Genomic DNA, 26,307 nt, shown 5'->3' on the forward strand with positions numbered 1-26,307 from the left:
TTTGTCCCGGTAGGGGCTGATCGGCTAAAAGGCCGAAGGCGAGAAAGGATGAATAGGGGATGAATGTCACCACTACGGCTGCACCAGCAGCAACGCGGCGCAAAATACTGCCCGGCTTCGGGCTGACGATGGGCTACAGTGTTTTATACCTGAGTCTAGTGGTTCTACTGCCACTTTCGGCGCTACTGTTCAATTCTACAGGTCTGAGCTGGGCGAAATTCTGGGATGTAGCTACGGACCCGCGGGTATTAGCTTCGTATCGTGTGAGCCTGTCGACAGCTGCTGCGGCTGCTTTTGTAGATGCAATTCTAGGTCTTTTGCTGGCGTGGGTACTGGTACGTTATGAATTTCCGGGCAAAAGAATATTTGATGCGCTGATCGATCTCCCGTTTGCCTTGCCGACAGCTGTAGCTGGTGTCTCCTTGACGGCGCTCTATGCAGGCAATGGCTGGATTGGGTCTTGGCTTGAGCCGCTGGGATTAAAGGTGGCATTCACTCCGCTCGGGATTACCTTGGCTTTGATGTTCATCGGCATACCGTTCGTTGTCCGGACGGTGCAGCCGGTGCTGGAGGATTTGGACAGAGATATGGAGGAGGCTTCGGCAACCCTTGGCGCAGGCCGCTGGAGAACCTTTCGTTCAGTAGTTCTGCCTGAGCTGTTTCCGCCACTGCTAACAGGTTTTGCTCTAGCTTTTGCTCGGGGCATCGGTGAATTCGGCTCCGTCGTGTTCATCTCCGGTAACATGCCGATGAGGACGGAGATTGCTCCGCTGCTTATTATGTCTAAACTGGAGCAATATGATTATGCCGGAGCTACCGCCGTAGCCCTGCTATTGCTCCTCATCTCTTTCTTAATGTTACTTGTTATTAACACACTTCAGCGCTGGGTTCGTAAGACTTCTCGTTGAGGTAATTGCCATGACAGCAGACGTCCGAACATGTTCAAACTTACTCGGAGACACTCGATATCTGCCGTTGATATTGAATATTTCAAGCTATCTTGTCTTCGTAAAACCCTTTAAAGGAGGAATAATTTTGGCCGGTACCGTCCCTCTCCATACCCCCCGGCTACAAAAGAATGCGTCCTCGTCCGCGACAACGGAAACCCCAATTGTAAAATGGGTGTTGATCGGAGCGGCTGGGCTAGTCCTTTTTTGGCTGATTGCTCTGCCATTAGTTGTTGTGTTAACCGAGGCACTTAAGAAGGGCTGGGACGTATATATTGCTGCCCTGACTGATCCGGATGCCCGCTCAGCGCTGCGATTGACGCTGCTTGTTGCGGCGATAACTGTGCCTCTGAATACCTTTTTTGGTGTAACAGCGGCGTGGGCTGTAACCAAGTTCCGTTTCCGCGGCAAAGGGTTTCTGATCACCTTGATTGATCTCCCTTTTGCAGTCTCGCCAGTCATCGGCGGCCTAATCTTTGTACTCGTCTTCGGAGCAAACGGATGGTTTGGCCCTTGGCTGAGCGCCCATGATATTAAGATCGTATTTGCGCTTCCGGGTATCGTGCTAGCCACGTTGTTTGTGACGTTTCCTTTTGTAGCGCGTGAGTTAATCCCGCTGATGGAGGATCAGGGTACACAGGAGGAAGAAGCGGCAATTACACTCGGCGCACATGGGTGGCAAATCTTTTTCAGAGTCACGCTGCCTAATATTAAATGGGGGTTACTATACGGCATTATTTTGTGTAATGCGCGGGCCATGGGTGAGTTTGGTGCGGTTTCTGTGGTGTCCGGGCACATCCGTGGGGAGACGAATACGCTGCCGCTGCATGTTGAGATTTTGTACAACGAATATCAATTTTCAGCATCTTTTGCAGTAGCTTCTTTGCTCCTGTTATTGGCTTTGGTAACGATGATTATTAAAAGCTGGTTGTCGCGAAAAAATGCCCATTGACATGACTTTTAGTTCCATGCTAAGTTAATTCATAGTATACTGGTTGGTAATAACGGAATTGAGGAAAAAAGGAATTTAGGCGGATATAATCCTTTGGTGAGAAAGGGAGGCTAGAGAATGGCTAAACCGCTGAAAGTGGACGATTTATGGCTTACGCGGATTGCAGGACTTCTGGATGATATGGAATTTGGCTCATTGCATATTGTGGTTCATGAAGGTCAGATTGTTCAGATGGAGCGTACGGAACGCAAACGGTTTGAGAATAGCAGTGGCAACGCAAATGGACGTTATATTGGTGAAAGCGGCAGCCGGCGGGCCGATTCTCAATCGGCGGGACGTTGATTCAATCTCTGGGCAATCATAAAGGTATATATCATCTTTTTGGATAAAAGATTATGGAGTTGTCACATAAGCCACGAAATGGCTGCTGGGGCAACTCCTTTTTCTTCGTATGCTTGATATTTGGCACGTATGACGCACCATATGACGCACCCCATCGGACTCAGTTGACACTAAACGCAGTATTATGCCACATTTGCCCCGCTAACGGACCGCATAGCCGCTATTGGCATAAAAAACACCACATATGGACCTGATTCTAAGCAATAACGTCCCTGGAGTCCGAAACCACGCTCCAAAAGCTGAAAAGGTGCAAATAACGTCATCTGGGTCCCTAGGTCGCAGGAATGATGATTGTTGAAGCAGACCGCTCATGAGTAAAAACACAGCAATATGTCATCTGGGTCCGCAGGTCGCAGGGAATGATGATTGTTGAAGCAGACCGCTCATGAGTAAGAACACAGCAATATGTCATCTGGGTCCGCAGGTCGCCGGGAATGATGAGTGTTGAAGCAGACCGCTCATTAGTAAGAACATACAATACGTCATCTGTGTCCGTAAGTCGCAGGAATGATGAGTGTTGAAGCAGACCGCCCACCAGTAAGAACACAGCAATACGTCATCCGGGTCCATAGGTCGCAGAGGATGATCTGTCCCTTTACGACATATACAAATGATCAGCCCGTAGGGCAGCTACATATTTTGATGACGCAGTACGTTTGTTAATAACGAGGGGCTTGGCGTGAGGCGGATACGCCCTCCATCAACAGGATGAACGCAGTAATGGCGTGCATAATCCAACCAACGATCGGAACAAAAGCTAAAATCGAGGTGATAATGCCCAGAACGTTACCCATGAATGGTTTATGCTCTCTTTGCAGCACAACAACGGCTACAGCATGAAGCAAAAAGGCAATGGCCAAAGGGACCCAACCATTAGCAATGATAAAGAGTCCGCCAATCAACGGCAGAGCCAGAAAAGCTTCATAAAGGCATGTTCCCCATTTGAACAGCTTGGCTACAGGAGACATAATGCTTCACCCACCCTTTTATAAATATTGTTACAGATACTATTCCACACAGTCAGTAAAGGAATTCAAGAATATAATGCTTATCCCTCAGTTTCAAAAACATCCCTAGCAGTGAGCCTTGCCTGTGAACCATGCAGTCGTATATAGTGGGAACAGCAATGCTGAACGGAGGAGTGCGGATGGAAACAACAAGTAAGCTTGATATACGCCATGAACAGCCTTCAGTGGAACAGTATTTGGCGCTGAGAAAAGAAGCTGGGCTGAGTGAAATGAGTGTGGAAGGTGCAGCGATCGGTTTGCCTCGTTCTATTTTTGCGGTAACTTTGTATGAGGAGAATAACCTAATCGGGATGGGGCGGGTGATTGGCGATGGGGGATGCTTTTTTCAGGTCACGGATATCGCGGTCAAGCCTTCACATCAAGGACGAGGTTTGGGAAAGCTGATCATGCGGGAAATCAGGGAGTTCCTTAATACTGTACCTGACAAGGCTTATGTAAGTCTGATTGCAGATGGAGAAGCCTCGAAGCTCTATGCACAATACGGATTTGAATCGGTTATGCCACGTTCTCAGGGAATGTTTTTGCGTCGCTAAGCTAAGGCGAATTCATGCTGCTTTTTTAGTAGGAGTGCCCCTTGTATTGGTTAAGGGGTTTTTGGTCTGGAAGTGGAGTAGTAGGTGCGATCTGGTTTCGATTGGATCTCAGGGGATAAATAATGTTTAAAGGCTGTAAGGGAAAAGCTATTCAGATGAGCATCAAAAAAATAATTGAGCAGAAGGCTGCACGATAATGGTCTTGCTCGTAGAATGTGAGGAACAACAAGATGGATGTTGTAATATTGGGCGCTTCAGGAACGATTGGAAAGGCAATTGTACAGGAGGCATTAAAAAGAAAACACGAAGTAACAGCTGCGGTACGCAATCCAGAGTCAGTAACTCTCGAAAACGAGCGTTTACATGTAACAACGGTGGATATTCTTGATCCGGCTTCAGTAGCGGCTGCGGTCCGTGGCCATGAAGAGGTAATCAGTGCTTATGGACCAGGAGCGGGCCACGAGCTGGATCTGATTACGGCGGCAAAAGCGTTGGTGGAGGGTATGCAGACGGCAGGGTTAAATCGGCTGTTGGTTGTTGGAGGTGCAGGTAGCTTAAAGACTGAAACTGGAGAGCTGCTGATGAATACACCGGATTTTCCGGAAGAGTTTAAACCAGTTGCAGAGGCGCATGCACAGGCTTATGAGATTTACAAAAATACAGAATTGGATTATACGTATCTCAGTCCTGCTGCGGTAGTTCATCCAGGTCGTCGTACAGGTCATTTCCGCATCGGATTGGACCGTCTTATTCTAGATGAGAATGGTGAAAGCAAGATTAGTGTGGAGGATTTCGCTGTAGCTATGGTGGACGAGCTGGAGGAAGGGAATTTTAGTCGGGCCAGATTTACTGTCGCTTACTGATATCTGACTTGCGCCGGACTTGCGCTCGGGATTGTACTTGGAATTGCGTGTGAAGCTTTGGAACGGTAGATAGCGGAAAGGGGCTAAATCATGTATCTGGTAACTGCTGAGCAAATGAGGCAGCTGGACAGCGAAACCATCCAGCAGCTGGGGATTCCAGCGATTGCGCTGATGGAGAATGCGGGAAGAGTTATCGCAGAGGAGATCATCGCGCTTTGCCGGGAGAGAGGCGGGGCAGGCTGCAGGAATGCAGCCAAAGGGAACGATGCCGGGCTAAAGCAGGCCGCACTGGGTGACCTAGGCAAGGCATTTAAGGTCAGCGCAGATCATGCGCTGACGCTTGCCTCTGCCGCCGCCGAGCGATGGTTCATCCTCGTCGGCAAAGGCAACAACGGCGGCGATGGCCTCGCCGCCGCACGGTACCTTCGCGAGACCGGCATCGCCGTCACGCTCGTCTATGCGGTGCCGCCGGAGTCGCTCTCCGGCGAGGCCGCCCTGCAGCGCGATGCGGCTGCAGTCATGGGCCTGCCTGCCGTAGTATACGGCAGGGATCGGCTGGACCTTGCCGAGTGCAGCGGCATCCTGGATGCGCTGCTCGGCACCGGCGGCGCGGGAGCCCCGCGCGGCGCCTATGCGGAGCTGATTGCCGCAGCGAACAGCAGCGGCAAGGTCATTGTGTCCGCGGACATCCCCAGTGGTCTGAACGCGGACACAGGAGAGACGCATGAGCCTTGCATTCATGCGTCAGTGACGGTATGCCTCGCGTTTCTCAAGCGAGGCCTCCTGCAATACCCCGGTGCAGGCGCAGCGGGGCATGTCAAGGTACGGGCCATCGGCATTCCGACTGCTCTGGCTCTTAACAGCGGTGTGCAGGTTCACCTGCTGACACCGGAAGTGCTGCATGCCCATCTGGGGGTCGATCTGGCCCGGCGGCGGTCGCCAGAAGGCCATAAGGGAACTTATGGGCATGTACTCCTTACTGCCGGCACCTTACGGATGAGCGGCGCCGGACTACTGGCAGCCCGTGCTGCGCTGCGCACGGGCTGCGGACTGGTGACGTGGGCGCTTCCTAAGAAGCTGTTACCTTCCGTCATCGGTGTTGTTCCTGAACTCATGCTGGCTGATGTAGGTGGCAGTGAAGAGGGAAACTGGGAGGCTGAGACCGCGCCCGAGCTACTGAAGTTAAGCGAAGAGCGAGATGTAATCGCTGTGGGACCAGGTCTTGGACGGTTCCCGGGTGATACAGATTGGCTTCGCAGTCTTTGGGAAGGCAGTGATTGCCCGCTGGTTATCGATGCGGATGCTTTAAATATTCTGGCTGACTCCGATTATAAGAGTTGGGCGCGGCGCCGTCATTCTGTAATTCTGACACCTCACCCAGGCGAAATGGCTCGCCTGGCTAACCTAACTACGGCTGAGGTCCAACGTGACCGAATCGGTCTGGCTATGGACTATGCCAAGGAGCATGGGGTTACGCTTGTGTTAAAAGGAGCACATACCGTGATAGCAACTCCTGAAGGGCAAGCTTATGTAAATACCACAGGCCATCCCGGCATGGGCACTGGTGGAGCTGGTGATGTGCTAACGGGCATGATTTCCAGCCTGCTGGCTCAGGGACTTCATGCTACGCAGGCAGCAGCTTTTGGGGTATACCTGCACGGATTAGCAGGAGAGGGAGCAGCCCGTCAGCGGAATAATCCGGCGGCTATTATTGCCGGAGATATCATTGAAGCGCTTTGAGTATCCCTAATAAGGCTTATGACAGCAGTAAGCAGAGCAGTGGCAGAAATAGGGCGAATACTGGCAGCAACAGAGGAAACCTTTCTACACCAAGCTGGGTCACTCTGAGAAGGAGTAGTCCAAGGACTCCACCCAGACCCCATAGCAGATACTCTGCACCTTGTTCCGCTGCCAGCCATAGACCTGCACCAAAACCCGTGACGACATATACAGCAAGGGGCAGGATAGGGGATTTGGAGCGCAGAATACGCAGCAGTACATCTGCTACTAACGCCGCAGGCAATCCATAAGCATAAATGGCATAAGGAATCGATAGTGGCCAGCCTTCAGGAATTCCATCGGATTGTGGAAATCCAAGCATAAGTAAGGTAATAAGGACGTAAGTTAGCCCTGCGCAGGCTAATTTGGTTAATGCGTACATGCCACTGCTTAGGCGGACAGAAGAGATATCATAATCATTTATCTTATTCATTTGATATACATTCCTCTCGTGGTGTAATGCATCAGCTGGTGACCATGTCTCCACCATTGACATGAATACATGTCCCGGTAACATACGAAGAATCCGGTCCCGCTAAATAAAGATAGGCTCCTGCTAACTCATATGGCTGTGCGGCACGTTTAAAGGGTGTATCCGTCCCAAATACACTAACCTCATCTGCAGAGTAGCTGGAGGGAATTAGTGGTGTCCATACAGGTCCGGGAGCTACGCTATTGACACGAATGCCAGAGTCTACGAGTGATAAGGCTAAAGAGCGGGTAAAGGAGACGATCGCGCCTTTAGTTGAGGAATAATCTATAAGCTCTTTATTTCCTTGATAGGCAGTAATGGAAGCAGTGTTGATGATGGCTGCGCCTTTTTTTAGATGTGGAAGTGCGGCTTGTGTCAGGTAAAAGAATGGAAATATATTCGTCTGAAACGTTTGGTAGAGCTGTGCTTCCGTGATATCCAGAATACTTTTTTGCGGATACTGGACGCCATGATTGTTGACGAGGATGTCCAGCTTGCCAAAAGTGCGAAGGGTATGCTCCACAGCCTTGAAGCAGTTTTCCTTATGGCGTAAATCAACTTCGATCCGCAAACAACGTTGCCCTAATTCTTCAATTCGCCGCTGAGTGACCTCTGCATCTGAAGCTTCGTATAAATAAGCTATAGCGACATCTGCGCCTTCCTTTGCAAAAGCAATAGCCGCCGCTTTACCAATTCCGCTGTCGCCTCCGGTGATGAGCGCAATTTTTCCTTTTAGCTTTCCGCTGCCGGTGATCTCCGGATTTTCACTGATGGGGCGAGGATTCATTAGACTCTCTAGACCAGGCTGACGGTCTTGGTGCTGTGGGGGAAAAGCAATAGGCTGTTCCTTACATATCGTTTGTTCCCCATAATAGGGGTAGGTGGGGTTCATTTTTACATACACTCCTCCTTGCCTTCTATCTTCCGTATATTTCTATGCATGCGCCTAGAAAAGCGTGCGCTGTTATCCGGTCCTGCCTGTGTTTATAACCTAGTTCGAGGGAGCGTTTGTCAGAGATGAATGATTGGCGAAACATAGAGTATCTGAATCGTGGAACTCCAGTGCAAAAAGAGGTCTATACCCTGTTAAGAAAATTAAATATTATGAGTTTGCTGGCCGACTATAACCCGGTGCTGGTTGGCACAGTGCCGCTTGGAATTCAGGTGAAGGGCAGCGACCTGGATATTATTTGTGAGGTGCATGATTCCGTAAAGTTTACGGACATTGTTAGTCGATATTTCGGAACCATGGATGAGTTTACTAGTGTATCGCGTGTGGTTGATGGGGTCCCACGAACGAAAATTAACTTTATGGCCGGGGGCTGGCCTATAGAACTGTTTGGGCAGCCGCGACCCACAGCTCTGCAGAATGGTTACTTACATATGATCATTGAAGCGGAAATTCTAGCTCAGCTGGATAATGATTTTCGCCAGCAGATCATTACAATGAAAACAAACGGGTGGAAGACCGAACCTGCCTTCGCGCAAGTGCTGGGCTTGGAAGGCGACCCTTATGAAGCGCTGCTGATGCTGGAAAAGCTTCCGCGGAGTGCTCTTTATACTTTTTGTCATTCTATACAAGCGAGGGGATAGACATGAATTATCGAGAGATGATTGCGGATGATTATGAAGCTGCCCACCAGCTATGGGAAAATACAGAGGGAATGGGACTTAGTGAAGCGGATTCGAGACTGGAGATTACGCGTTATCTGGAGCGTAATGCTGGCTTCAGCCAGATCTGCGAGAATGAAGACGGCCGGATTGTAGGAACTGCATTGTGTGGACATGATGGGCGAAGAGGTTATATGTATCATGTTGCAGTTAGTAATGACTGCCGAGGCATGGGCATCGGGCGTGAGCTTGTAAAGCGTTGCCTCGGTAATTTACATGCAGCTGGTATCGCAAAATGTCATCTGATGGTGATTGGAACCAATGAACAAGGAAGAGGATTCTGGGAAGGGATAGGCTGGCAGTATAGAGGTGGAATTATGTTATACTCCCAGGATATCTTGTGATACAAATATGCGAAATGAAAATACTATCTAAGTAAAATATCATTAGATTAGAAGTGGATATATCACAGCAAATGTAACGGTGAACTCCGACTGCCAGTGCAGTATACTATATATGAGTTTGATAATTGCCTATTTTGCAGGCAGGAGGTCTTTTATGCGTTTTAAAGATGTGTTTTCAATTATTGGTCCGGCCATGGTCGGGCCTTCAAGCTCGCATACAGCCGGTGCGGCACGGATCGGAAGGGCTGCAAGGCAGGTGCTGGGTGAAGTGCCGCGTGTGGCAGAAGTGACGTTTTTTGGTTCTTTTGCAGCTACTTATCAGGGCCATGGCACAGACAGGGCTATTGTCGGAGGACTTTTGGATTACGCTACCGATGATCATCGGTTACCCGACTCTCTGGAGTTAGCGGCTGAAGCTGGGATGGACGTATCTTTTGAGCAAGGAACGGGATTGTTTCCTCATCCTAACACAGTTAAACTGCATCTTATCGGACAAGAGACAGGAAGTGAGCTGACTTTAACGGGGACATCCATCGGTGGTGGAAACATTGAGATCGTCGATGTGGATGGTTTTGGAGTAAAGCTTACGGGAATGTATCCGACGGTATTGATTCATCATATGGATTATTTAGGTGTTTTGGCGAGTGTTACAGAAGTGATGCGTAACGGACAATTTAATATAGGGCATATGTCTCTGGATCGGAAGAATCGCAGCGGTGCAGCCTTAACGGTGCTGGAGCTGGATGAAGCTGCTACTCCAGAGCTTATTGAAGCGCTTAAAGCGCTCACTGCGGTGAAATCGGTGAAATTGGTTAATTTAAACGAGGGTAAGCAAGATGAGAAGGGGAAGGAAAGCTTAACATGAATTTTCAAACACTTAGCCAACTGGCTGTATTATGTGAGGAACGTGGCCTCACCATTGGAGCCCTTATGCTTGAAGAGCAAAGCGCGGAATCGGGACGTTCCAGTGAACAGGAATTTGCCACTATGCGTGAATATTATGGGGTGATGAAAGAGGCTGTTCATCGTGGGATGCATGAAGATACCACTTCGCGCAGCGGTCTTACGGGAATGGATGCCCAGCGTGTAGGAGCCTATAACGCAGCAGATGAACCATGCCTAGGTGGACCCGCTGGTCAAGCAATGGCCTATGCCTTGGCTGTGTCCGAGGTTAATGCCTCAATGGGCCGCATAATTGCTACACCTACCGCAGGTTCATGCGGAATTATTCCGGGTGTATTTCTCAGCTGCCAGGAACGGTTTGGCTGGGATGATGACTATATGGTTACCGGTTTGTTCGCTGCAGGAGCGATCGGTTATGTCATTGCCAACAATTCGTTTGTATCTGGTGCAGAGGGTGGCTGTCAGGCGGAGGTCGGGTCGGCCATCGGGATGGCGGCAGGAGCTTTAACCGAACTGCGTGGAGGAACGCCTGCACAAGCAGTGCATGCTGTTGGACTGGCGCTTAAGAACACCTTAGGACTGATTTGTGATCCGGTGGGAGGACTTGTAGAGATTCCTTGTATCGTTAGAAACGGATTCGGTGCAGTGACCGCGCTCGCCGCCGCCGATATGGCACTGGCTGGCGTACGTAGCGTGATTCCTTCAGATGAAGTAATCAAGGTCATGCTTGAGGTAGGCTCAGCTATGCCAGAAAAACACCGCGAGACCGCAGGTGGCGGATTAGCACAGACACCTACCGGCCGCAAGATCATGCAGGATTTACGTAAAAAGAAGTGATTTTAGAGCATTTTGAAACGTTCCAACTGTTCCCATAATCCTTCCTTCCGAAGGATTTCTGCTTGTTTGGGTCCCAAAAGGTCAAAGTGGGGGAATGGCGAACGATTATGAATATATTTAGCCGGCAGTCCATATGCCGGGAAAACGCGGGTCTAGCCAGTAATGGGTTAAGAAAGCGATCTCTCCTGCGGAGACAGCCTTTTTCCAGCGGGTTAATTCTTCTCTGTTGATGCCGAAGGCCATTACGTCTCCTCCTTATGTAGTATAGTTGACAACATTATAACCCATTGAAAGGGGATTACATCATGAACGGACAGGTAAGAGCCGATATTCGTCCTGGGCTTGAAGTGGATATTGTGCTTAAGCAGGATCAGCCGACGGGTAAGCTAACACATGGAACGGTAAAGGATATTCTCACGAACTCACCTCGACATCCGCATGGCATCAAGGTGCGTTTAACCAGTGGACAGGTAGGACGAGTTAAGAATATTGTTGCTAACTAACAACAATAAACTTTACCTTTGATTTTTATAAAAAAGCGCCCCTAATCAACAGAGATTGGGGCGCTTTTCTTTTTTATCTGCTCATAAAATCCTCAACGGACTGATCGGCTTTGGTCTGATTACATAACGTACAAGCGCAAACGCAATTATCCGGAGTAGTATGGCCACCTTTAGCACGGGGGAGCAAGTGATCTATAGTGTCTCCATAGGAGCCACAGAAGTAGCAAGTATAGTTGTCTCTGGTCAATATATAAGCACGGAAATCCTTATTGCTGTAAATCCGGCGGATGGTTCGGCGATTCACTACGATAGCGGCATGTTCTCTGACTAGAGTAACTGCAAGCTCGTAGTCAATTTCCTGATGCCAGCGCCGTCCTTTATCACTGTGGCCACGCATTAGAATTTTCCCTTTGGCAGAGGGAATCAATTGCGTTGGATCTTCGGGACTCAGTTTCGCGCCTTGAGAATGAGAATGTTTCCTTCGTTGTTCCAAGCCCTGTATGCGCTGATTTGGGTTGGATTGCGGTGAAGAAGCAACCGTAGGCTTTCCTTGTTTGGAGCGTTCCTTGACAGCCAAAGAAGGGGATTGAATGGTATCAGTTTGTACTGGAATGGGACCTGCTGCAAGAGTGAGATCTATGTTTTGTCGTTGATTGCGGCACTCCCGACAAGCGCCACGGCGAGACTGACCTTTGGAACGTTTGCCGGTACGTTTACGAAATTCAGAGAGCGGCTTCTGTTGCTGGCAATAGGTACATTGTTTGGTGGATAAAAGATGGGTATCGTTCATAGATATGTTAGGTTCAGCGCAACTTAGCGCCCGTCCTGTCTCCTTGTTTTTTAGGATCCAATGTATTTTATTTATTAGATTCAGTCGGCAGGGTTAACATTTCGTTCTAATCTTAGTATAGCGTAAAATACAATCGTTCACATCGCACTCAAAAAAAGCTTAAATACGGCTTTTTGTGTGATATCTGTCTTGGTGACATTCAGGAAAAACATGTAAAATCGAAAAGAGCTGTAAGGAATGCTCTACTTTTTAAACATGGGAAGGGGTACTGAAATGAAGCCAACCAAAAGAAGGCCGTTTACGGTAACATTGCTTTATATTTTTCATATATTTTTGGGGGTTGGAGCGTTAGCAGGAGGCGGGTCAATGGTCATAGATCCTAGTGGTGATCTGATACACATACCCACATCTATGCTGGAAAGATCGCCATTTTCAGATTTTTTAATTCCGGGTATTTTGCTATTCATCGTATTTGGTATCCTGCCCATGCTCGTGTTATATGGGTTGATCAAGAGACCAGAATGGCATTGGGTGAATACTTTGAATCCCTTTAAGAAATTATATAGCTTCTGGGCATTGTCCCTATATATCGGCTTTGGTCTAATTATTTGGATTATGGTACAGACGTATATGCTCGACAGTGTGGTAATCATACATCTGGTCTATATGAGTCTAGGGCTTTTGATCCAAGCTGTTACGCTGCTTCCTTCCGTACAAAGTTACTTTTTGCTGGACGGCGGTACCGAAAGACGTTAAAATTGCAGTGAACAGAAGGTATTTCATTAGTCTGGGCAAGGAGTGAACCGGATTGACAACTATATACGATATTGCCAAAAGAACCGGTTACTCTCCTACAACGGTATCCAAGGCGTTTAATAATTATTCCGATGTACGGGAGAAGACTCGCCAGGAAATTTTCCGGGTTGCCCAAGAAATGGGATATTTGCCGAATTCCCATGCCCGTACACTGACTACTAAGAAATCATGGACCATCGGTGTATTATTTGTAGAGAATACGGGATTTGGTATTCGCCATCCCTTTTTTAGCGCTGTGATCGAGAGCTTTAAGAAGGTTGCTGTGGATAAGGGGTATGCCCTCATGTTTATTTCCAAGGATGTTGGGGGTAAACAAAGTGGGTATTTGGAGAATTGCCGAATCCGTGGTGTAGATGGTGTTGTCGTTTTCTTGTCTGATTACGAGGACCCCTATTTCCGTGAGCTGCTAGAGAGTGATATTCCTACTGTGATTCTGGATTTTGAGACTAACCAGTCGCATACGGTATGTTCGGATAATACGGCTGGAGCTCAGCTTGCGATAGAGTATTTAGTTTCTTTGGGTCATCGCAAGATTGCTCATATTTCCGGGGGGATGAACACTTTTCCCGGTAAAACTCGGGAGTTAGGGTATAAGAACGCTATGAAGCGGCAGGGGCTTGAAGTGCCGGAGTCCTATGTTGTGAATGGAGCTTTTTATTCTCGTGAAAGTGGTTATAACGCGATGCTGGAGCTTCTTAAGCTACCTGATCGGCCAACCGCTGTTTTTGCTTCGGGTGACATGTTAGCTTTAGGGGCTATTATGGCAGCAAAAGATAGTGGACTTTCCGTCCCGCTGGACCTTTCAGTTGTGGGATACGATGATATTGATCTAGCTGAGTATGTTACACCTGCATTGACAACCATTCGTCAGGATACAGCACTTTTAGGAAGCCGGGCAGCGGACATTCTTTTAGCATCGATTGAAGGGAAAAAGTTGGATAAGGAAGCGGTTTTAGTTCCGGTAGAAGTGATCGAACGGGAATCCTGTGCACCTCCGGCTAGCGGGAATTAGGGCTGTATCAAATTCCATAACTACAGAGAGCGGGCTGCTATCCACAGGATAAATCTTGACGTAGAGAAAAGAGTCCTGATAAAGTAGAGGACATCATAGCTTGAATTTTTTCTATGCGGTATTTGCTACAGCGTATTCAGAGGAATAGGGCTATAATGGGCATATTGTTATGCCGCTTTTTACCTGCTCTCGTTAGATCATTTTTTTTCGTTATAATCGAAACCGGTTTCGATTATAGGTTTCGAATTGAGATGAAATCAAAATTTACCGAGGGCTTCCTTGAATTTTCTCAAACGTTTCAGTGGCCCATCGCTCCGAACCCTAACATCGGATGGTGATCCAGTAAAGGCAGTGCTTGTTGTTAGTAACAAAACAATTAGAGGAGATGGATGAAATGGCAAAAGTTCAAACTGTAGTAACTGCAAAAGATACAGGGGAACGCTTAACTCCGAAAGAGGCAATTGTTTTTAGCACAAGAGTAGATTCTGGATCTGCCGATGTAGAGCTTAGGCCAGAGCAGGAGTTCCAAAAGATGATCGGATTTGGCGGCGCTTTCACAGAAGCTGCGGCCTATACGTTGTCACGGCTCAGTCCTGAGAAACGGGCAGAGGTTATTCACCGCTATTTTCATCCGGTAGAGGGATTAGGCTATAACATGGGTCGTGTTCATATCCATAGCTGTGACTTTGCTCTTGGAAATTATACTTATGTCGCTGATCATGATACGGAGCTGGCTACCTTTGATATCTCTCATGATCATAAGTGGGTGCTTCCGCTGATTAAGGATGCAATGCAGGTAAAAGGCGGACCGTTCACGATGTTGGCGTCTCCTTGGAGCCCTCCGGCATGGATGAAAACAAATGGTGAAATGAATAATGGAGGATCACTCAAGCCAGAATACGCTGAAGTTTGGGCACGCTATTATACCAAATTTATCGAAGCTTATGGGAAGGAAGGCGTACCTATTTGGGCGGTTTCCGTGCAAAATGAGCCGGCTGCTGTTCAAGTCTGGGATTCTTGCATTTATAGTGCGGAAGAGGAACGCGATTTTGTTAAAAATCATCTCGGTCCAGTGATGCAGCAGGCAGGCCATTCCGATGTGAACATTGTCATCTGGGATCATAACCGCGATATTATGGTCGAACGTGCTTCGGTCGTGTTGTCTGATCCTGAAACTGCACAATATGTGTGGGGTACAGGCATCCACTGGTATGGTGGTGAGGAGTTCGACAAGGTAGAGAAGGTACATGATCTATTTCCTGACAAACATCTATTGTTCACTGAGGGCTGTCAAGAGGGCGGCGTCAAGCTTGGCGAATGGTTTACAGGTGAACGTTACGGCAGAAATATGATTGGGGATCTCAATGCATGGACAGAAGGGTACCTGGACTGGAACCTGGTACTGGATGAGACCGGCGGGCCCAATCATGTAGGGAATCTCTGTGATGCCCCAATTATTGCAGATACAACAACAGACGAATTGCACTATAACAGCTCTTATTATTATATCGGGCATTTCAGTAAATTTATCGCGCCAGGTGCGGTACGGATTGGCTTTACTTCTGAAGCGGAAGGAATCCTATCCACAGCATTCCGTAATCCGGACGGCAGCATTGCTGTCATATTGATGAATGAGAGCGAAGAAGTTCGCACAGTAACCCTGGGGCTTGGCGATGAGATTGCCAACTGCGAGCTATCCCCTCATTCTATCGTAACGCATCTGATTTCATAAATAAGTAACAGTTTAGGAGGACATTAACGTGAGTAATTATTATTTCCAATCAGGTAACTTTGTAATGGAGCAGTTTGATACAGGAAAGCCTTTCTCTAGTTTCCTGCCAGGTCTTGCAGGTCTTAAGGGAATTCCAATGTGGACTTTTTATGTAAACCGGGGGCAAGCGATTTGCAGCTTTGGGGTACGCGACAAGAACTCGCCAATCATGGAATTCTCTCCAGCAAATATCTCTTATAAAGACGTAGGAACCACCGGATTCCGAACCTTTATTAAAATAAAAGGCGAGCAAGAGATTTATGAGCCATTTCAATCGGCACGTCCAGATTCTGCCGCCAAGCGGATCATGACCATTTTGCCTAACGGACTGACCCTTGAAGAAAGCCATGCCGGGCATGGGCTGAAGACGACTGTACACTATTTCAATCTGCCTAATGATGATTATGCCGCGTTGGTACGTCGGGTGGAGATTGAGAATATCGGTGGCAAAGAGATTGAGCTGGAGCTGATGGATGGTCTGCCTGAGATTTTGCCTTACGGAGTAGAAAACAGCGGCTACAAGGAGATTGGTAACCTGCTGCGCAGCTGGATGGACGTATACAATCTGGAGAACGGTATTCCGTTCTATAAGCTGCGTTCCAGCACCAATGATAGTGCACAGGTTAGCGAAATCACAAATGGACATTTCTATCTGTCGTTTACTGGAGATGGAGAAAAAGTCGCACCAATCGTTGATTTCGAACTTATTTTCGGCGGCAATACCTCTCTTACTTACCCAGACCGCTTTGCGGGATTAACGCTTTCGGAGCTGAGTGAGCTTCCACAATATCCAGTCAATAAGGTTCCTTGCGGCTTCAGTGGTGTGGCTAGACGTTTGGCACCCGGCAGCAGCTTGACCCTGAATACTTTGGTTGGGCATGTAAATGACATCGACAAAATCAATAAAAAGGCGGAGCAGTTATGCCGGGATGAATATATCCTGTCCAAATCCAAGGAAGCCGCAGGTCTGACAGAGGAATTAACAGAAGACATTGCCACGCACACTTCATCGGCTGTATTTGATGCTTATTGCCGTCAGTCCTATCTCGATAACTTCCTGCGGGGAGGCTATCCTTTTATTTTTGACAATGGCGGAGATGGCTTTGTAGTTCATTTATATTCCCGCAAGCATGGCGATTTGGAGCGCGACTATAACTTCTTCTCACTTGCCCCAGAATACTATTCACAGGGGAACGGTAACTTCCGCGACATGAATCAGAACCGCCGGAATGATGTGTTTTTTAATCCGAAGGTGGGCAGCTTCAACATCAAAATGTTCTATAGCTTGATTCAAGCAGATGGCTACAATCCACTAAGTGTTCAAGGAACAACCTTTGAAGTGAAGCCAGATAGCAAAGCTAAGGCTGCGGAATGGATCGGAGAAGCGGCTGCGGATCATCAAGCTGAGCTTGTTAAGCTATGCAACAGCCGGTTCACCCCAGGCAGCCTGATCAATTACATTGCGGATCAAAACGTTACGCTGAAGGTTAGTGAGCAGGAGTTTCTGTCGGGTCTGCTGGCTCTTTCACAGCAAAACATTGAGGCTGCTTTTGGCGAAGGCTTCTGGTCTGATCACTGGACATATAATTTGGATCTCGTAGTAGGTTATTTGGACATTTTCCCTGACAAGAAGCAGGAGCTTTTATTTGGGGATAGTACTTATGCGTTCTATGACAGCCCAGCATATGTGCTGCCACGTAGTGAGAAGTATGTAATTAGTGACGGAAAAGCCCGGCAATATGGCGCCCTCCTTGAGGATGAGGAGAAGCTGCATAAGCTGAAATGGAAAGCTGGAGATACCCATTGGCTGCGTACCAAAGGTGGGCAAGGTGCTATTTACCACACCAATCTGTTCGTGAAGATGTTGTCTCTTGCTTTGAATAAATTTGCTACGCTTGACCCTTACGGCATGGGTGTGGAGATGGAAGGCAACAAGCCGGGCTGGAACGATGCTATGAACGGTCTGCCGGGATTGTTTGGCTCCGGAATGAGTGAGACTTTTGAGCTGAGGCGTACTGTAGTCTTTTTGCTGGATGTGCTGAACGGTGCTGAGAATGTACAGGGAGCTGTAAAGCTGCCAGAAGAAATCGCGGAGCTGCTTGAAGCGGTATATCACGCGGTAACTGCTGTCCTAGCAGGAGAAGTGGAACAATTCAACTATTGGGATACAGTAGCTTCAGCCCGTGAAGCTTATAGAGCAAGTATCCGGTTTGGCATTACGGGTGCTGAAACTGAAGTAACCTTGGAACACATCCGCGAAGCCCTTTCCAAGTTCCTGGTTAAAATTGATGAGGGGATCAACAAGGCGGTAGAAATGGGCAATGGACTTACCCCAACCTATTTCCGTTTTGAAGCGGAGAAATTCCATCAGGTAACAGATGCTGAGGGTCAGCCAGTCATTAGCGGATACGGATTGCCAAAGGCTGTGGTAGAGGAGTTTAAGGCTTATGCCTTGCCTTATTTCCTTGAAGGACCTACCCGCTGGTTGAAGACGATGAAGAACCCGGTGCAGGCAAAAAAAATCTATAATCTGATTAAGCAAACAGAGCTGTATGATCAGGCAACATCTATGTATCAGACCTCTGTTAGTCTAGAAGGTGAATCGCATGAAATCGGACGGATGAGAGCCTTCACACCAGGCTGGCTAGAACGGGAGTCTAACTTCCTGCACATGTCCTATAAGTATTTGCTTGAGCTGCTGAAGGGCGGGCTGTATGAGGAATTCTACGGCGAGCTGAAGACGTCGCTGGTGCCATTCCTTGATCCTTCTGTTTATGGACGTAGTACACTGGAGAATTCATCATTTATCGCAACTGGAGGCAATCCTGATCCAAATAACCATGGTAGAGGGTTCGTAGCGAGACTTAGTGGATCGACCGCGGAATTCTTAAGCATGTGGAGAACAATGATGGCTGGAAGCCATGTTTTCAGAATGGAGGATGGAGCGCTTACGCTGTCTCTCGATCCGGTATTGCCAGGATGGCTGTTTGATGAAGAGGGCAAACTGTCTTTCACTTTCCTAGGGAATACGGAGGTAATCTATTCTAATCCAAAACGTGAAAATACCTTTGGCGAGAAGAAGGTTAGCATTCAATCTTTGATGCTTGTATACCGCAATGGAACTGTGACTAAAATATCTGGAGCGTTCGTGCGCGGTGAAGAGGCAGAGGCTCTGCGGCGTGGAGAAATCGCGCAAATTCAAGCAGTATTAGCATAAAAATAGAGGGGCGAGCTGCGGCTCGCCCTTAAATTTTCACTCAATCCGAAAAATGGTACCTATAATCCGAAATTCAAAGCCTTACGGAGACAGGCAAAAGCAAATACAATGGATACATAAACATTGTAAGCGCTTTAGATTAAATACAGATATAGAGCCTGGAGGTCCAAAGGATGGAGAACAAAAAAAGCATGGAAGTAAGCTCAGCGATGAAGCCGTTAATTCCTGGCAATTTCGAAACCGGTAAAGTAAATCGGAGCCCGCTTTGGAAGAGGTTCATTGCCCAGCGTCATTTGCAGACAATGGCTCTACTCGGCATTGCGTGGATGATAATCTTTAACTACATTCCCATGTATGGAATTATCATTGCTTTTAAAGATTACAACATCGTTAAAACGATTGCAGAAGCCCCATGGGTGGGACTTACACATTTCAAAGAGTTCATGGATGATGACAATCTCTCGAATGTAATTAAAAATACGCTCGGCATCAGCTTGTTTAAGCTAATTATCGGATTTCCATTGCCAATAATATTTGCTCTATTTCTGAATGAAGTTCGTTCAATGAAATTCAAGAAGACCATACAGACGATTTCGTATTTGCCCCACTTTCTCTCATGGGTGGTACTCGGAGGGATTTTGGCTACATGGCTTGCTGATGTAGGAATTATCAATAACATTTTGCTAGCGCTTCATCTGATTGATCAGCCAATTACATACTTGGCTGAGCCTGGTTACTTCTGGACAATTATTATCTCCTCTGATATCTGGAAAGAACTTGGATGGTCAGCGATTATCTATTTAGCAGCAATTTCCGGTGTATCTCCTGAAATGTACGAGGCGGCGACAATCGACGGCGCGGGCAGATTTCAGAAGATGTGGTATGTTACCTTGCCGGCGATTAAATCGACAATCAGCATTCTCTTCATTCTCGCGGTCAGCGGAGTGCTGAACTCCAACTTTGATCAGATTCTGGTCCTGCGCAACTCACTGAATGATAGTGCAAGTAATGTAATTGATTACTATGTGTACTATACAGGGATTCTCTCAGGCCGCTTCTCTTACTCAACTGCAGTTGGATTGTTAAAATCGGTTATCGCTCTAATATTGCTGCTGATTGCCAACCAAGTATCTAAAAAAATCAACGATACATCGTTGTTCTAGGATAAGGAGGACCATATATGTTTGCACTTAAGCGTAAAACGAAGGGCGAGGCCCTGTTCGATATCATCAATAACCTTATCATGTTATGTATCTGCTTCATAACGCTTTACCCGATCTGGTACGTATTGGTTAATGCCTTCAATAACGGTAATGACGCCATGCGGGGAGGAATCTACTGGTGGCCGCGGATGTTCAGCTTTGAGAATTTCGAGGCCGTGTTTGCCAGCCCCGGCATCATGCAGGCGATGTGGGTTACTGTCGCCAAAACACTTTTGGGTACTGTACTGCATGTATTTTTCACAGCGATGGTAGCTTATGCATTCTCCAGAAAAAACCTCATTGGCGGTAAGTTCTACATGCTGATGGGTACAGTGACTCTCTTTTTTGGCGGGGGACTCATTCCTACCTTCCTGCTGATGAAGGACCTTCACCTATTGGAGAATTTCCTAGTCTATATTATTCCGGTTATGTTTAGCTTCTTTGATCTTATTATCTTCATGACCTTCTTCCGGGAGATTCCCGATGGGCTGGAAGAAGCGGCACGGATTGACGGTGCTAATGATTGGTCCATCTTTCTAAGAATCGTACTTCCAGTATCCATGCCTGTAATTGCTACCATTGCGCTGTTCCATGGCGTGTATCAGTGGAATGATTACTTCACGGGTATGATCTATATCAATAATACTGATCTACAGCCGATTCAGACGTATTTGTTCCGGGTCGTCGCACAATCGAGCTCTAGTCAAATGATGGTCGCTGTACAAGGCAGCAGCGTTACGAGAAGCGTAACGTCACAGTCCATTAAGCTGGCGACGATGGTAGTGACCACACTGCCGATAGTATTCGTGTATCCGTTCCTGCAGCGTTATTTCGTTAAAGGGATGATGATCGGCTCCATTAAGGGCTGATGTCTAGCAGTGATAACTCCTCCGGTTGCCTACAGCTGTAGGCACTGGGGTTGAGCTTATAATTAACATTCATAGAAAAGGGGTAAACAAGCATGGGCATGAAACGTAAGCCAAAAGCAATGGGAGTTCTGCTTCTCGCAATAATGATGTCATTGTCAGCCGCAGGCTGCTCCAGCGGGAATAATGCTGGCAAGAATGCCGAAGGTAATGCTAACAGCGCTAAAGCTACTAATACGGAGGCAAGTGCTGAACCGACTGCTGCTGCATTATCAGCAGATGAACCGGGATGGAAGATTGATACTTCACCCATTACATTTGACTGGTACCTGAACTTCTCATGGTTCCCTAATAAATGGGGCGTGGACCCAACCTCCCAATATGTAACTAAGAAGACCGGAGTTGATATTAATTTCATCGTTCCGGCTGGTAACGAGAATGAGAAGCTTAACACGCTGATTGCATCCGGTAAATTGCCTGATTTCATCACTTTGGGCTTCTGGGAAGATGCGATTAAGAAAATGGTCGAAGGTGAACTTGTTCTTCCATTGAACAAACTTGCTGATGAATATGATCCGTACTTCTTTAAAGTATCCGATGCTGATAAGCTGGGCTGGTATACACAAGAAGACGGCAATGTGTATGGCTATCCTAACTCTTCTTCCTCTCCTGCCGACTATGAGAAATATGGAGAAAATTACGTATCCAACCAAGTATTCGCTGTCCGCAAGGATATGTATGAAGCTATTGGAAGTCCAGATATGCGCACACCAGAAGGTTTCTTGAATGCGCTTAAATTAGCGAAAGAGAAATTCCCTGACGTAAATGGACAGCCGCTTATTCCACTTGGTTTGCATGAATTTACCGAGAACGGTAACGATTCTTTGGAAGGTTACCTGCAGAACTTCTTGGCAATCCCAAGAGAAAAAGATGGCAAGGTATATGCTCGTGAAACCGATCCTGAATATATCCGCTGGATGAAGGCACTTCGTCAAGCGAATCAAGACGGTCTGCTGGCTAAAGATATCTTTATCGACAAACGCCCACAAATGGAAGAAAAAATTGCCCAAGGCCGTTATTTCGCAATGCTGTATCAACGTACAGACTTTGCAGCACAACTAGGAACGATTTACCAACAGGATCCAACTAAAACGTATATCGCTGTTGACGGACCTTCCAATACGAACTTGGATAAACCAACCCTTGATGGCCCTGGTATCTCCGGTTGGACGGTAACACTGATCTCCAAAGATGTTAAGGATAAAGCACGTGCTATCCGCTTCCTCAGCTACTTGAACAGTGAAGAAGGCAACAAAGACTTGTTCTTAGGCGAAAAAGGTGTCAGCTACGATACGATTGATGGAAAAGATCAATTTAAACCAGAAGTGTTTGATTTGATGAATAAAGACCGTTCGACGTTTGATAAGCAAATCGGATCTTCCTTTACATTCTGGATGCTGCAAAATACGAATATCACAGACCAATGGGCTCCTAAATCGGTAGAACCATTTAAGCAATTGGAAGATTGGACTAGAGGTAAATCCATAGGCTCCTCCGAGTTCCAACAAATCGAACCAACAGGAAACTCTCCTGAAGGCATCATCGCTTCGAAGCTGAAACAGCTGCGCGGTAAAACTATGCCGAAATTGCTCATGGCTTCCTCCGATGCGGAATTCGATAAGATTTGGAATGAGTATTTAGAGAAGAGAAAGAAGGAAGGCGAAGATGTATTTGATGCCTACCAACAAAAGAAATATGAAGAGAATAAAGTGAAGCTGTCCATAAAATAAAAAGTATGACCCAAAATGCCCGCTAACTGCGGGCTTTTGGGTTATTTTCGAATTATAATAAGGAATAGATATTAAGTATTTGAATATTCACTATTTTAGCGAGGTGGACAGGACAGAAGTGTATAAAGTGAATAGGCGAGATCGAACCAGAGCATTATGGCATTCTTTTAGTTATTGGTGGGGGCGAAGATCACTTCAGAGCCGTTTAATTGCAGCTTATGTTTTTATTGTTTTAGGCCCGTGTATGCTGGTTTCTGTCTACTCCTATAAAGCCATTAATAATACCTATCTCCGCGATGCCGTCGAGAAAAATGATTATTTGTCGCAAATGGAGAAGCTGCATATTCATAATCAGATCGAAGCGATGGAACGGGCGGCGCAAATGGCTTATTCTGATGCCGAAGTAGAAAAATTCTTAGCGAATGAAACCGAACCGCAGCTAGTAGATTTGGTTGATTTTAATACAAATGCTTATGTGAATATGACTCGTATTCAATTTAATAATCCGAATATTGAGCATTTAAGACTGTATTCGAGAAGTAATAAGGTGCATGAAATTTGGCCGATTATCTTTCGCGAAGAGCGGGTTTCTTCCACCCCATGGTTTCAGAAAGCGCTTCAATTGAAGGGGCAGGAATACTGGTCTTTTCAGAAAAATGATCCGGATTTGATGCAGAGATACTTGGGAGCACCGACGGAGAGTCTGCCAAAGGTTTCTTTGCTGCGTGAGAAGAGTCGGCCAGCAGACAATCATATCGGCATGGTGCAGGTGGATATGCTGCTTAGTCGATTTACACCCAAGACGTATACAGATGTACGGGATAATCAGACCCAGATGTTTCTTGTGGATAGTGAGCTGCAGCTTTTCACCAGGCCGGACAATTCTTTTTTGCAGGATAATCTAGAGATGGCTGATATGATTGCAGAACGGTATAAGCAGTTCCGGGAAACTGGCGAATGGGACAGTAATTACTCGGAGAATGGTAAATCGTTTTTGTTAATTAACACTCCGCTAGAACGAATTGATGCTTATTTGTTAAATGTAGTGTCAATGGAAGGAGTGATGAAGGATATCTCCCGCACGCGCAACTTAATCATTGGAGCCAATGTTGGTTTTATTACTTTACTAACGCTGATCGCTTATGTGACAAATGCCTTTATTCTAAAAAATCTGCGTAGATTGACCGAAACGATGAAAAAAGTGCGTAGAGGTGAAGCGTACACTGGAATAATGATTCGTGGTGGAGGGGAAGTCGGGGAGCTTGCCCATCATTTCTCCAAGCTGATGAACACCATCAATACGTTGGTGGCTCAGGCAGTGAGCAAGCAGGCGTTGTCTAAAGAGGCTGAGCTGCGTACGCTGCATAACCAGATTGACGCACATTTTTTGTATAATACGCTGGAAAATATAAAAATGCTGGCTGAAATTGAGAACCAGCGAACGATCTCGGACGCACTGACCTCGCTGGGTGGGATGATGCGCTATAATTTTAAATGGTCCGGAGAGTATGTGAAGCTGCGGGATGAAGTCCGCCACATTGAAAATTACATTGAAGTGATGAATATTCGTTTTGAATATCCGGTTAAGTTAGTGCTTCATATTGAACCTCGATATTTGGAGCTGGAGGTGCTGAAAATGTCACTGCAGCCTATTGTAGAGAACAGTGTTAAGCATGCTTGGTGCGACGAGAAAGAGAATTTACAGGACCCGAACATTCATATTCATATTTCGGAAACGGAAGGTGATATTTGCATAGAGCTTCGTGATAATGGCATCGGCTTAACTCCAGAGCGTTTGGTTGCTTTGAACGAGGCGATTTATGCGAAAGATGAGCGCTGTGAGAGTGCTTCAGAACAGAGGGATGTTGACCGCCGAACAGGTGGTATTGGACTGAGAAATGTACATCAGCGACTGCAAATCTTTTATGGTGATGAATATGGGCTTGTAGTACAGAGTGAAGCAGGGAGTTGGACGATGGTACGTCTGACCTTGCCGAAAGTTCTTTTGACAGGAGAAAAACAACTATGAAGAAGCTACTGATCATTGATGATGAAAAGAATATCCGTTACGGTCTCAAGACTATGATAGAAAGAGAATTTCCGTCCGTGTATACCATCACAATGGCGAGTAATGGCGCAGAGGGTTTCGAGATATTTAAGACCGAAGGTGCAGATATTATTATTACAGATATACGTATGCCAGTGATGGATGGAATTACACTGTTGGAGCAGATATCTAAGCTAACAAGTGGTGAGAAAAGCCCAGCAGTGCTGATCTTAAGCGGGTATGATGATTTCGAATATGCCAAAAGCGCGATTCGTTATCGCGTGAAGGATTACTTGCTGAAGCCGATTCGCCGAGATGAGTTGTTCGAAATTTTGAAGAATATCGATAAGGAACAGGAAGAACAGGATCTCAGCGCAAGGCAGCTGGAACAGGAAACGGAACACTTCCGCAGGGAACTGCGGTCCAGTCGTTTACGGGGACTGCTAATGCAGCAGGAGGTTCCGCTGGAGCGTGAGCAGCAAGAGTGGCTAAGTGATCTGCAAGCACCTTTTACAGTTGGTGTGTTGAATTACTATTACAATGACGGAACAAGAATGAAGTCGGGGGATGTTCAGGGACTGGCGGAACGATTGATCGGACCGCTTGAAAAGTTTTTCTCGGAAATCACAACGGATTGGGATGGCAAATTAGTCTTGATCGGGAGCAGAAAACAGGATTTTATAGAGCTGTCCAGACAAGCTGAAGCTAAGGAAATAAAGGGATTATCGATTGGGATTAGCAGCGAAGGAGAAAGTCTTGAGGACCTCCGTTCCTGTTATAAGGAAGCATGCCGGGCACTGCAATATACTTTTTTATATCCGCAAGTGAGTTTGTTGGATTATGGGGATGTTGGTCAGGGACGGTCTAACTTTCCGTTACCTAAGGAAGAGCTTCGCAAGCTGCTCAATATGCTGGGAACAGAACGCGAGAAGGAGATGAAGCATCTTCTATCTGTGATTTTTCAAACTGAGCATTTGAAGGAACTGGACCTAGCTTATCTGGAGTCCGTGGGACAGAATGTAAACGAACTGGTGTTGGATGAAGTATTTCGGGTACATGGCGAAGCCTCGGTAGAGGTATTGAAGCTGTATCGCACGGTAGGCAATATGTACAACTATCGTCATTTCCACGAATATTATCGTGCGCTGGAGAACTTACTCTTGAGTGTGAATGAATACATTGTAGGCGTAAGGTCCGCGCATACCGAGCATGCGGATATGGAAGAGGCACTGAGCTATATTGAAGCCAACTACGCCCGTCCACTGAATATGGCTATGGTCAGCAATCATGTATCCTTGAATTATTCTTATTTTAGCGAAGCCTTTAAGGCATATACCGGTGAGAATTTTGTTATTTATTTAAAAAAGGTCCGTATCCGTCACGCTAAAGAGCTATTGGCAAAAGGCTGCAGTAAGCTCGCAACAGTCTCAGAAGAGGTAGGCTTCGAGAACAGTAAACAATTTGCCCGTGTTTTTAAAGAGCTGGAGGGGATTTCTCCAGGTGATTATAGAGCGAAAATAGTATCCGAAGAGTGTTGAGGCTATTGAAGGTGCATTTAGAAG

Annotated in this window: 24 protein-coding genes and 1 pseudogene; 20 read left to right on the top strand and 5 right to left on the bottom strand. The window is 46.8% G+C overall.

Features of this window, described 5'->3' with window-relative positions:
* Positions 1 to 59 precede the first annotated feature (59 nt).
* The 3 genes from cysT (at position 60) to MHH50_RS02255 (ending at position 2,241) form a co-directional block, all read left to right on the top strand.
* Positions 60 to 908, top strand: coding sequence for a sulfate ABC transporter permease subunit CysT (cysT, locus tag MHH50_RS02245; protein ID WP_076124574.1), 849 nt, complete (start codon positions 60 to 62; stop codon positions 906 to 908).
* A gap of 127 nt (positions 909 to 1,035) precedes the next feature.
* Positions 1,036 to 1,899: a sulfate ABC transporter permease subunit CysW gene (cysW, locus tag MHH50_RS02250; protein WP_076101318.1), complete on the top strand. Its 864-nt coding sequence runs from the start codon at positions 1,036 to 1,038 to the stop codon at positions 1,897 to 1,899.
* 117 nt (positions 1,900 to 2,016) lie between these two features.
* Positions 2,017 to 2,241, top strand: coding sequence for a YezD family protein (locus MHH50_RS02255; RefSeq protein ID WP_076101319.1), 225 nt, complete (start codon positions 2,017 to 2,019; stop codon positions 2,239 to 2,241).
* A gap of 719 nt (positions 2,242 to 2,960) precedes the next feature.
* Here MHH50_RS02255 and MHH50_RS02260 read toward each other — a convergent pair.
* A complete protein-coding gene (locus MHH50_RS02260; RefSeq protein WP_076134873.1) occupies positions 2,961 to 3,269 on the bottom strand; it encodes a hypothetical protein in 309 nt (102 codons plus the stop codon).
* Between the two features lie 179 nt (positions 3,270 to 3,448).
* On the opposite strand from MHH50_RS02260, the gene MHH50_RS02265 reads away from it, so the two are divergent.
* The 3 genes from MHH50_RS02265 to MHH50_RS02275 all read left to right on the top strand — a co-directional run bounded on the left by MHH50_RS02265 (position 3,449) and on the right by MHH50_RS02275 (position 6,465).
* Positions 3,449 to 3,862 (top strand): GNAT family N-acetyltransferase, encoded by a 414-nt coding sequence (locus MHH50_RS02265; protein ID WP_081383325.1) that lies wholly within the window; start codon positions 3,449 to 3,451, stop codon positions 3,860 to 3,862.
* A gap of 230 nt (positions 3,863 to 4,092) precedes the next feature.
* Positions 4,093 to 4,725: an NAD(P)H-binding protein gene (locus MHH50_RS02270; protein ID WP_076282334.1), complete on the top strand. Its 633-nt coding sequence runs from the start codon at positions 4,093 to 4,095 to the stop codon at positions 4,723 to 4,725.
* A 90-nt stretch (positions 4,726 to 4,815) separates the two neighbouring features.
* Entirely contained in the window at positions 4,816 to 6,465 is a 1,650-nt protein-coding gene (locus MHH50_RS02275) for an NAD(P)H-hydrate dehydratase (protein WP_340033896.1), read from the top strand.
* A 16-nt stretch (positions 6,466 to 6,481) separates the two neighbouring features.
* On the opposite strand, the gene MHH50_RS02280 is transcribed toward MHH50_RS02275, so the two are convergent.
* On the bottom strand, positions 6,482 to 6,937 hold the full coding sequence (locus MHH50_RS02280) for a hypothetical protein (protein WP_076142073.1): 456 nt from the start codon (positions 6,935 to 6,937) through the stop codon (positions 6,482 to 6,484).
* A gap of 31 nt (positions 6,938 to 6,968) precedes the next feature.
* Positions 6,969 to 7,868 carry an SDR family oxidoreductase gene (locus tag MHH50_RS02285; protein WP_076142074.1) on the bottom strand — a complete coding sequence of 300 codons (900 nt, stop codon included), beginning with the start codon at positions 7,866 to 7,868 and terminating at the stop codon, positions 6,969 to 6,971.
* 125 nt (positions 7,869 to 7,993) lie between these two features.
* Between MHH50_RS02285 and MHH50_RS02290 the strand changes: the two genes are divergently transcribed.
* From MHH50_RS02290 to sdaAA, 4 genes are all read left to right on the top strand, one after another.
* Positions 7,994 to 8,569: a DUF4269 domain-containing protein gene (locus MHH50_RS02290; RefSeq protein WP_340033897.1), complete on the top strand. Its 576-nt coding sequence runs from the start codon at positions 7,994 to 7,996 to the stop codon at positions 8,567 to 8,569.
* A gap of 2 nt (positions 8,570 to 8,571) precedes the next feature.
* Positions 8,572 to 8,991: a GNAT family N-acetyltransferase gene (locus tag MHH50_RS02295; protein ID WP_076142075.1), complete on the top strand. Its 420-nt coding sequence runs from the start codon at positions 8,572 to 8,574 to the stop codon at positions 8,989 to 8,991.
* A 154-nt stretch (positions 8,992 to 9,145) separates the two neighbouring features.
* Positions 9,146 to 9,856 carry an L-serine ammonia-lyase, iron-sulfur-dependent subunit beta gene (gene sdaAB, locus MHH50_RS02300; protein ID WP_076124558.1) on the top strand — a complete coding sequence of 237 codons (711 nt, stop codon included), beginning with the start codon at positions 9,146 to 9,148 and terminating at the stop codon, positions 9,854 to 9,856.
* Positions 9,853 to 10,731 (top strand): L-serine ammonia-lyase, iron-sulfur-dependent, subunit alpha, encoded by an 879-nt coding sequence (gene sdaAA, locus MHH50_RS02305; RefSeq protein WP_076124557.1) that lies wholly within the window; start codon positions 9,853 to 9,855, stop codon positions 10,729 to 10,731. The genes sdaAB and sdaAA overlap by 4 nt, the downstream gene beginning before the upstream one ends.
* A gap of 2 nt (positions 10,732 to 10,733) precedes the next feature.
* On the opposite strand, the pseudogene MHH50_RS02310 reads toward sdaAA, so the two are convergent.
* Positions 10,734 to 10,974, bottom strand: a pseudogene (locus tag MHH50_RS02310) (hypothetical protein).
* Positions 10,975 to 11,036: 62 nt separating this feature from the next.
* On the opposite strand from MHH50_RS02310, the gene MHH50_RS02315 reads away from it, so the two are divergent.
* Positions 11,037 to 11,234, top strand: coding sequence for a YwbE family protein (locus MHH50_RS02315; RefSeq protein ID WP_036682616.1), 198 nt, complete (start codon positions 11,037 to 11,039; stop codon positions 11,232 to 11,234).
* Between the two features lie 73 nt (positions 11,235 to 11,307).
* On the opposite strand, the gene MHH50_RS02320 is transcribed toward MHH50_RS02315, so the two are convergent.
* Entirely contained in the window at positions 11,308 to 12,024 is a 717-nt protein-coding gene (locus tag MHH50_RS02320) for an HNH endonuclease signature motif containing protein (RefSeq protein WP_076276010.1), read from the bottom strand.
* A gap of 366 nt (positions 12,025 to 12,390) precedes the next feature.
* On the opposite strand from MHH50_RS02320, the gene MHH50_RS02325 reads away from it, so the two are divergent.
* From MHH50_RS02325 to MHH50_RS02365, 9 genes are all read left to right on the top strand, one after another.
* Positions 12,391 to 12,780: a hypothetical protein gene (locus MHH50_RS02325; RefSeq protein WP_249267764.1), complete on the top strand. Its 390-nt coding sequence runs from the start codon at positions 12,391 to 12,393 to the stop codon at positions 12,778 to 12,780.
* Positions 12,781 to 12,832: 52 nt separating this feature from the next.
* Positions 12,833 to 13,852 carry a LacI family DNA-binding transcriptional regulator gene (locus tag MHH50_RS02330; protein ID WP_076276011.1) on the top strand — a complete coding sequence of 340 codons (1,020 nt, stop codon included), beginning with the start codon at positions 12,833 to 12,835 and terminating at the stop codon, positions 13,850 to 13,852.
* 394 nt (positions 13,853 to 14,246) lie between these two features.
* Positions 14,247 to 15,584: a glycoside hydrolase family 30 protein gene (locus MHH50_RS02335; RefSeq protein ID WP_340033898.1), complete on the top strand. Its 1,338-nt coding sequence runs from the start codon at positions 14,247 to 14,249 to the stop codon at positions 15,582 to 15,584.
* 28 nt (positions 15,585 to 15,612) lie between these two features.
* Positions 15,613 to 18,840 (top strand): cellobiose phosphorylase, encoded by a 3,228-nt coding sequence (locus MHH50_RS02340; RefSeq protein WP_340033899.1) that lies wholly within the window; start codon positions 15,613 to 15,615, stop codon positions 18,838 to 18,840.
* Between the two features lie 209 nt (positions 18,841 to 19,049).
* On the top strand, positions 19,050 to 20,003 hold the full coding sequence (locus MHH50_RS02345) for an ABC transporter permease subunit (protein ID WP_051491255.1): 954 nt from the start codon (positions 19,050 to 19,052) through the stop codon (positions 20,001 to 20,003).
* A 17-nt stretch (positions 20,004 to 20,020) separates the two neighbouring features.
* Positions 20,021 to 20,911 carry a carbohydrate ABC transporter permease gene (locus MHH50_RS02350; protein ID WP_036682603.1) on the top strand — a complete coding sequence of 297 codons (891 nt, stop codon included), beginning with the start codon at positions 20,021 to 20,023 and terminating at the stop codon, positions 20,909 to 20,911.
* Positions 20,912 to 21,003: 92 nt separating this feature from the next.
* A complete protein-coding gene (locus tag MHH50_RS02355; RefSeq protein ID WP_036682600.1) occupies positions 21,004 to 22,698 on the top strand; it encodes an extracellular solute-binding protein in 1,695 nt (564 codons plus the stop codon).
* A gap of 118 nt (positions 22,699 to 22,816) precedes the next feature.
* Positions 22,817 to 24,727 carry a sensor histidine kinase gene (locus MHH50_RS02360; RefSeq protein ID WP_081387132.1) on the top strand — a complete coding sequence of 637 codons (1,911 nt, stop codon included), beginning with the start codon at positions 22,817 to 22,819 and terminating at the stop codon, positions 24,725 to 24,727.
* A complete protein-coding gene (locus MHH50_RS02365; RefSeq protein ID WP_076124545.1) occupies positions 24,724 to 26,283 on the top strand; it encodes a response regulator in 1,560 nt (519 codons plus the stop codon). The genes MHH50_RS02360 and MHH50_RS02365 overlap by 4 nt, the downstream gene beginning before the upstream one ends.
* Positions 26,284 to 26,307 lie beyond the last annotated feature (24 nt).

The organism is Paenibacillus sp. FSL H3-0302, assembly GCF_037982245.1.
GTDB classification, from domain to species: domain Bacteria; phylum Bacillota; class Bacilli; order Paenibacillales; family Paenibacillaceae; genus Paenibacillus_AQ; species Paenibacillus_AQ odorifer.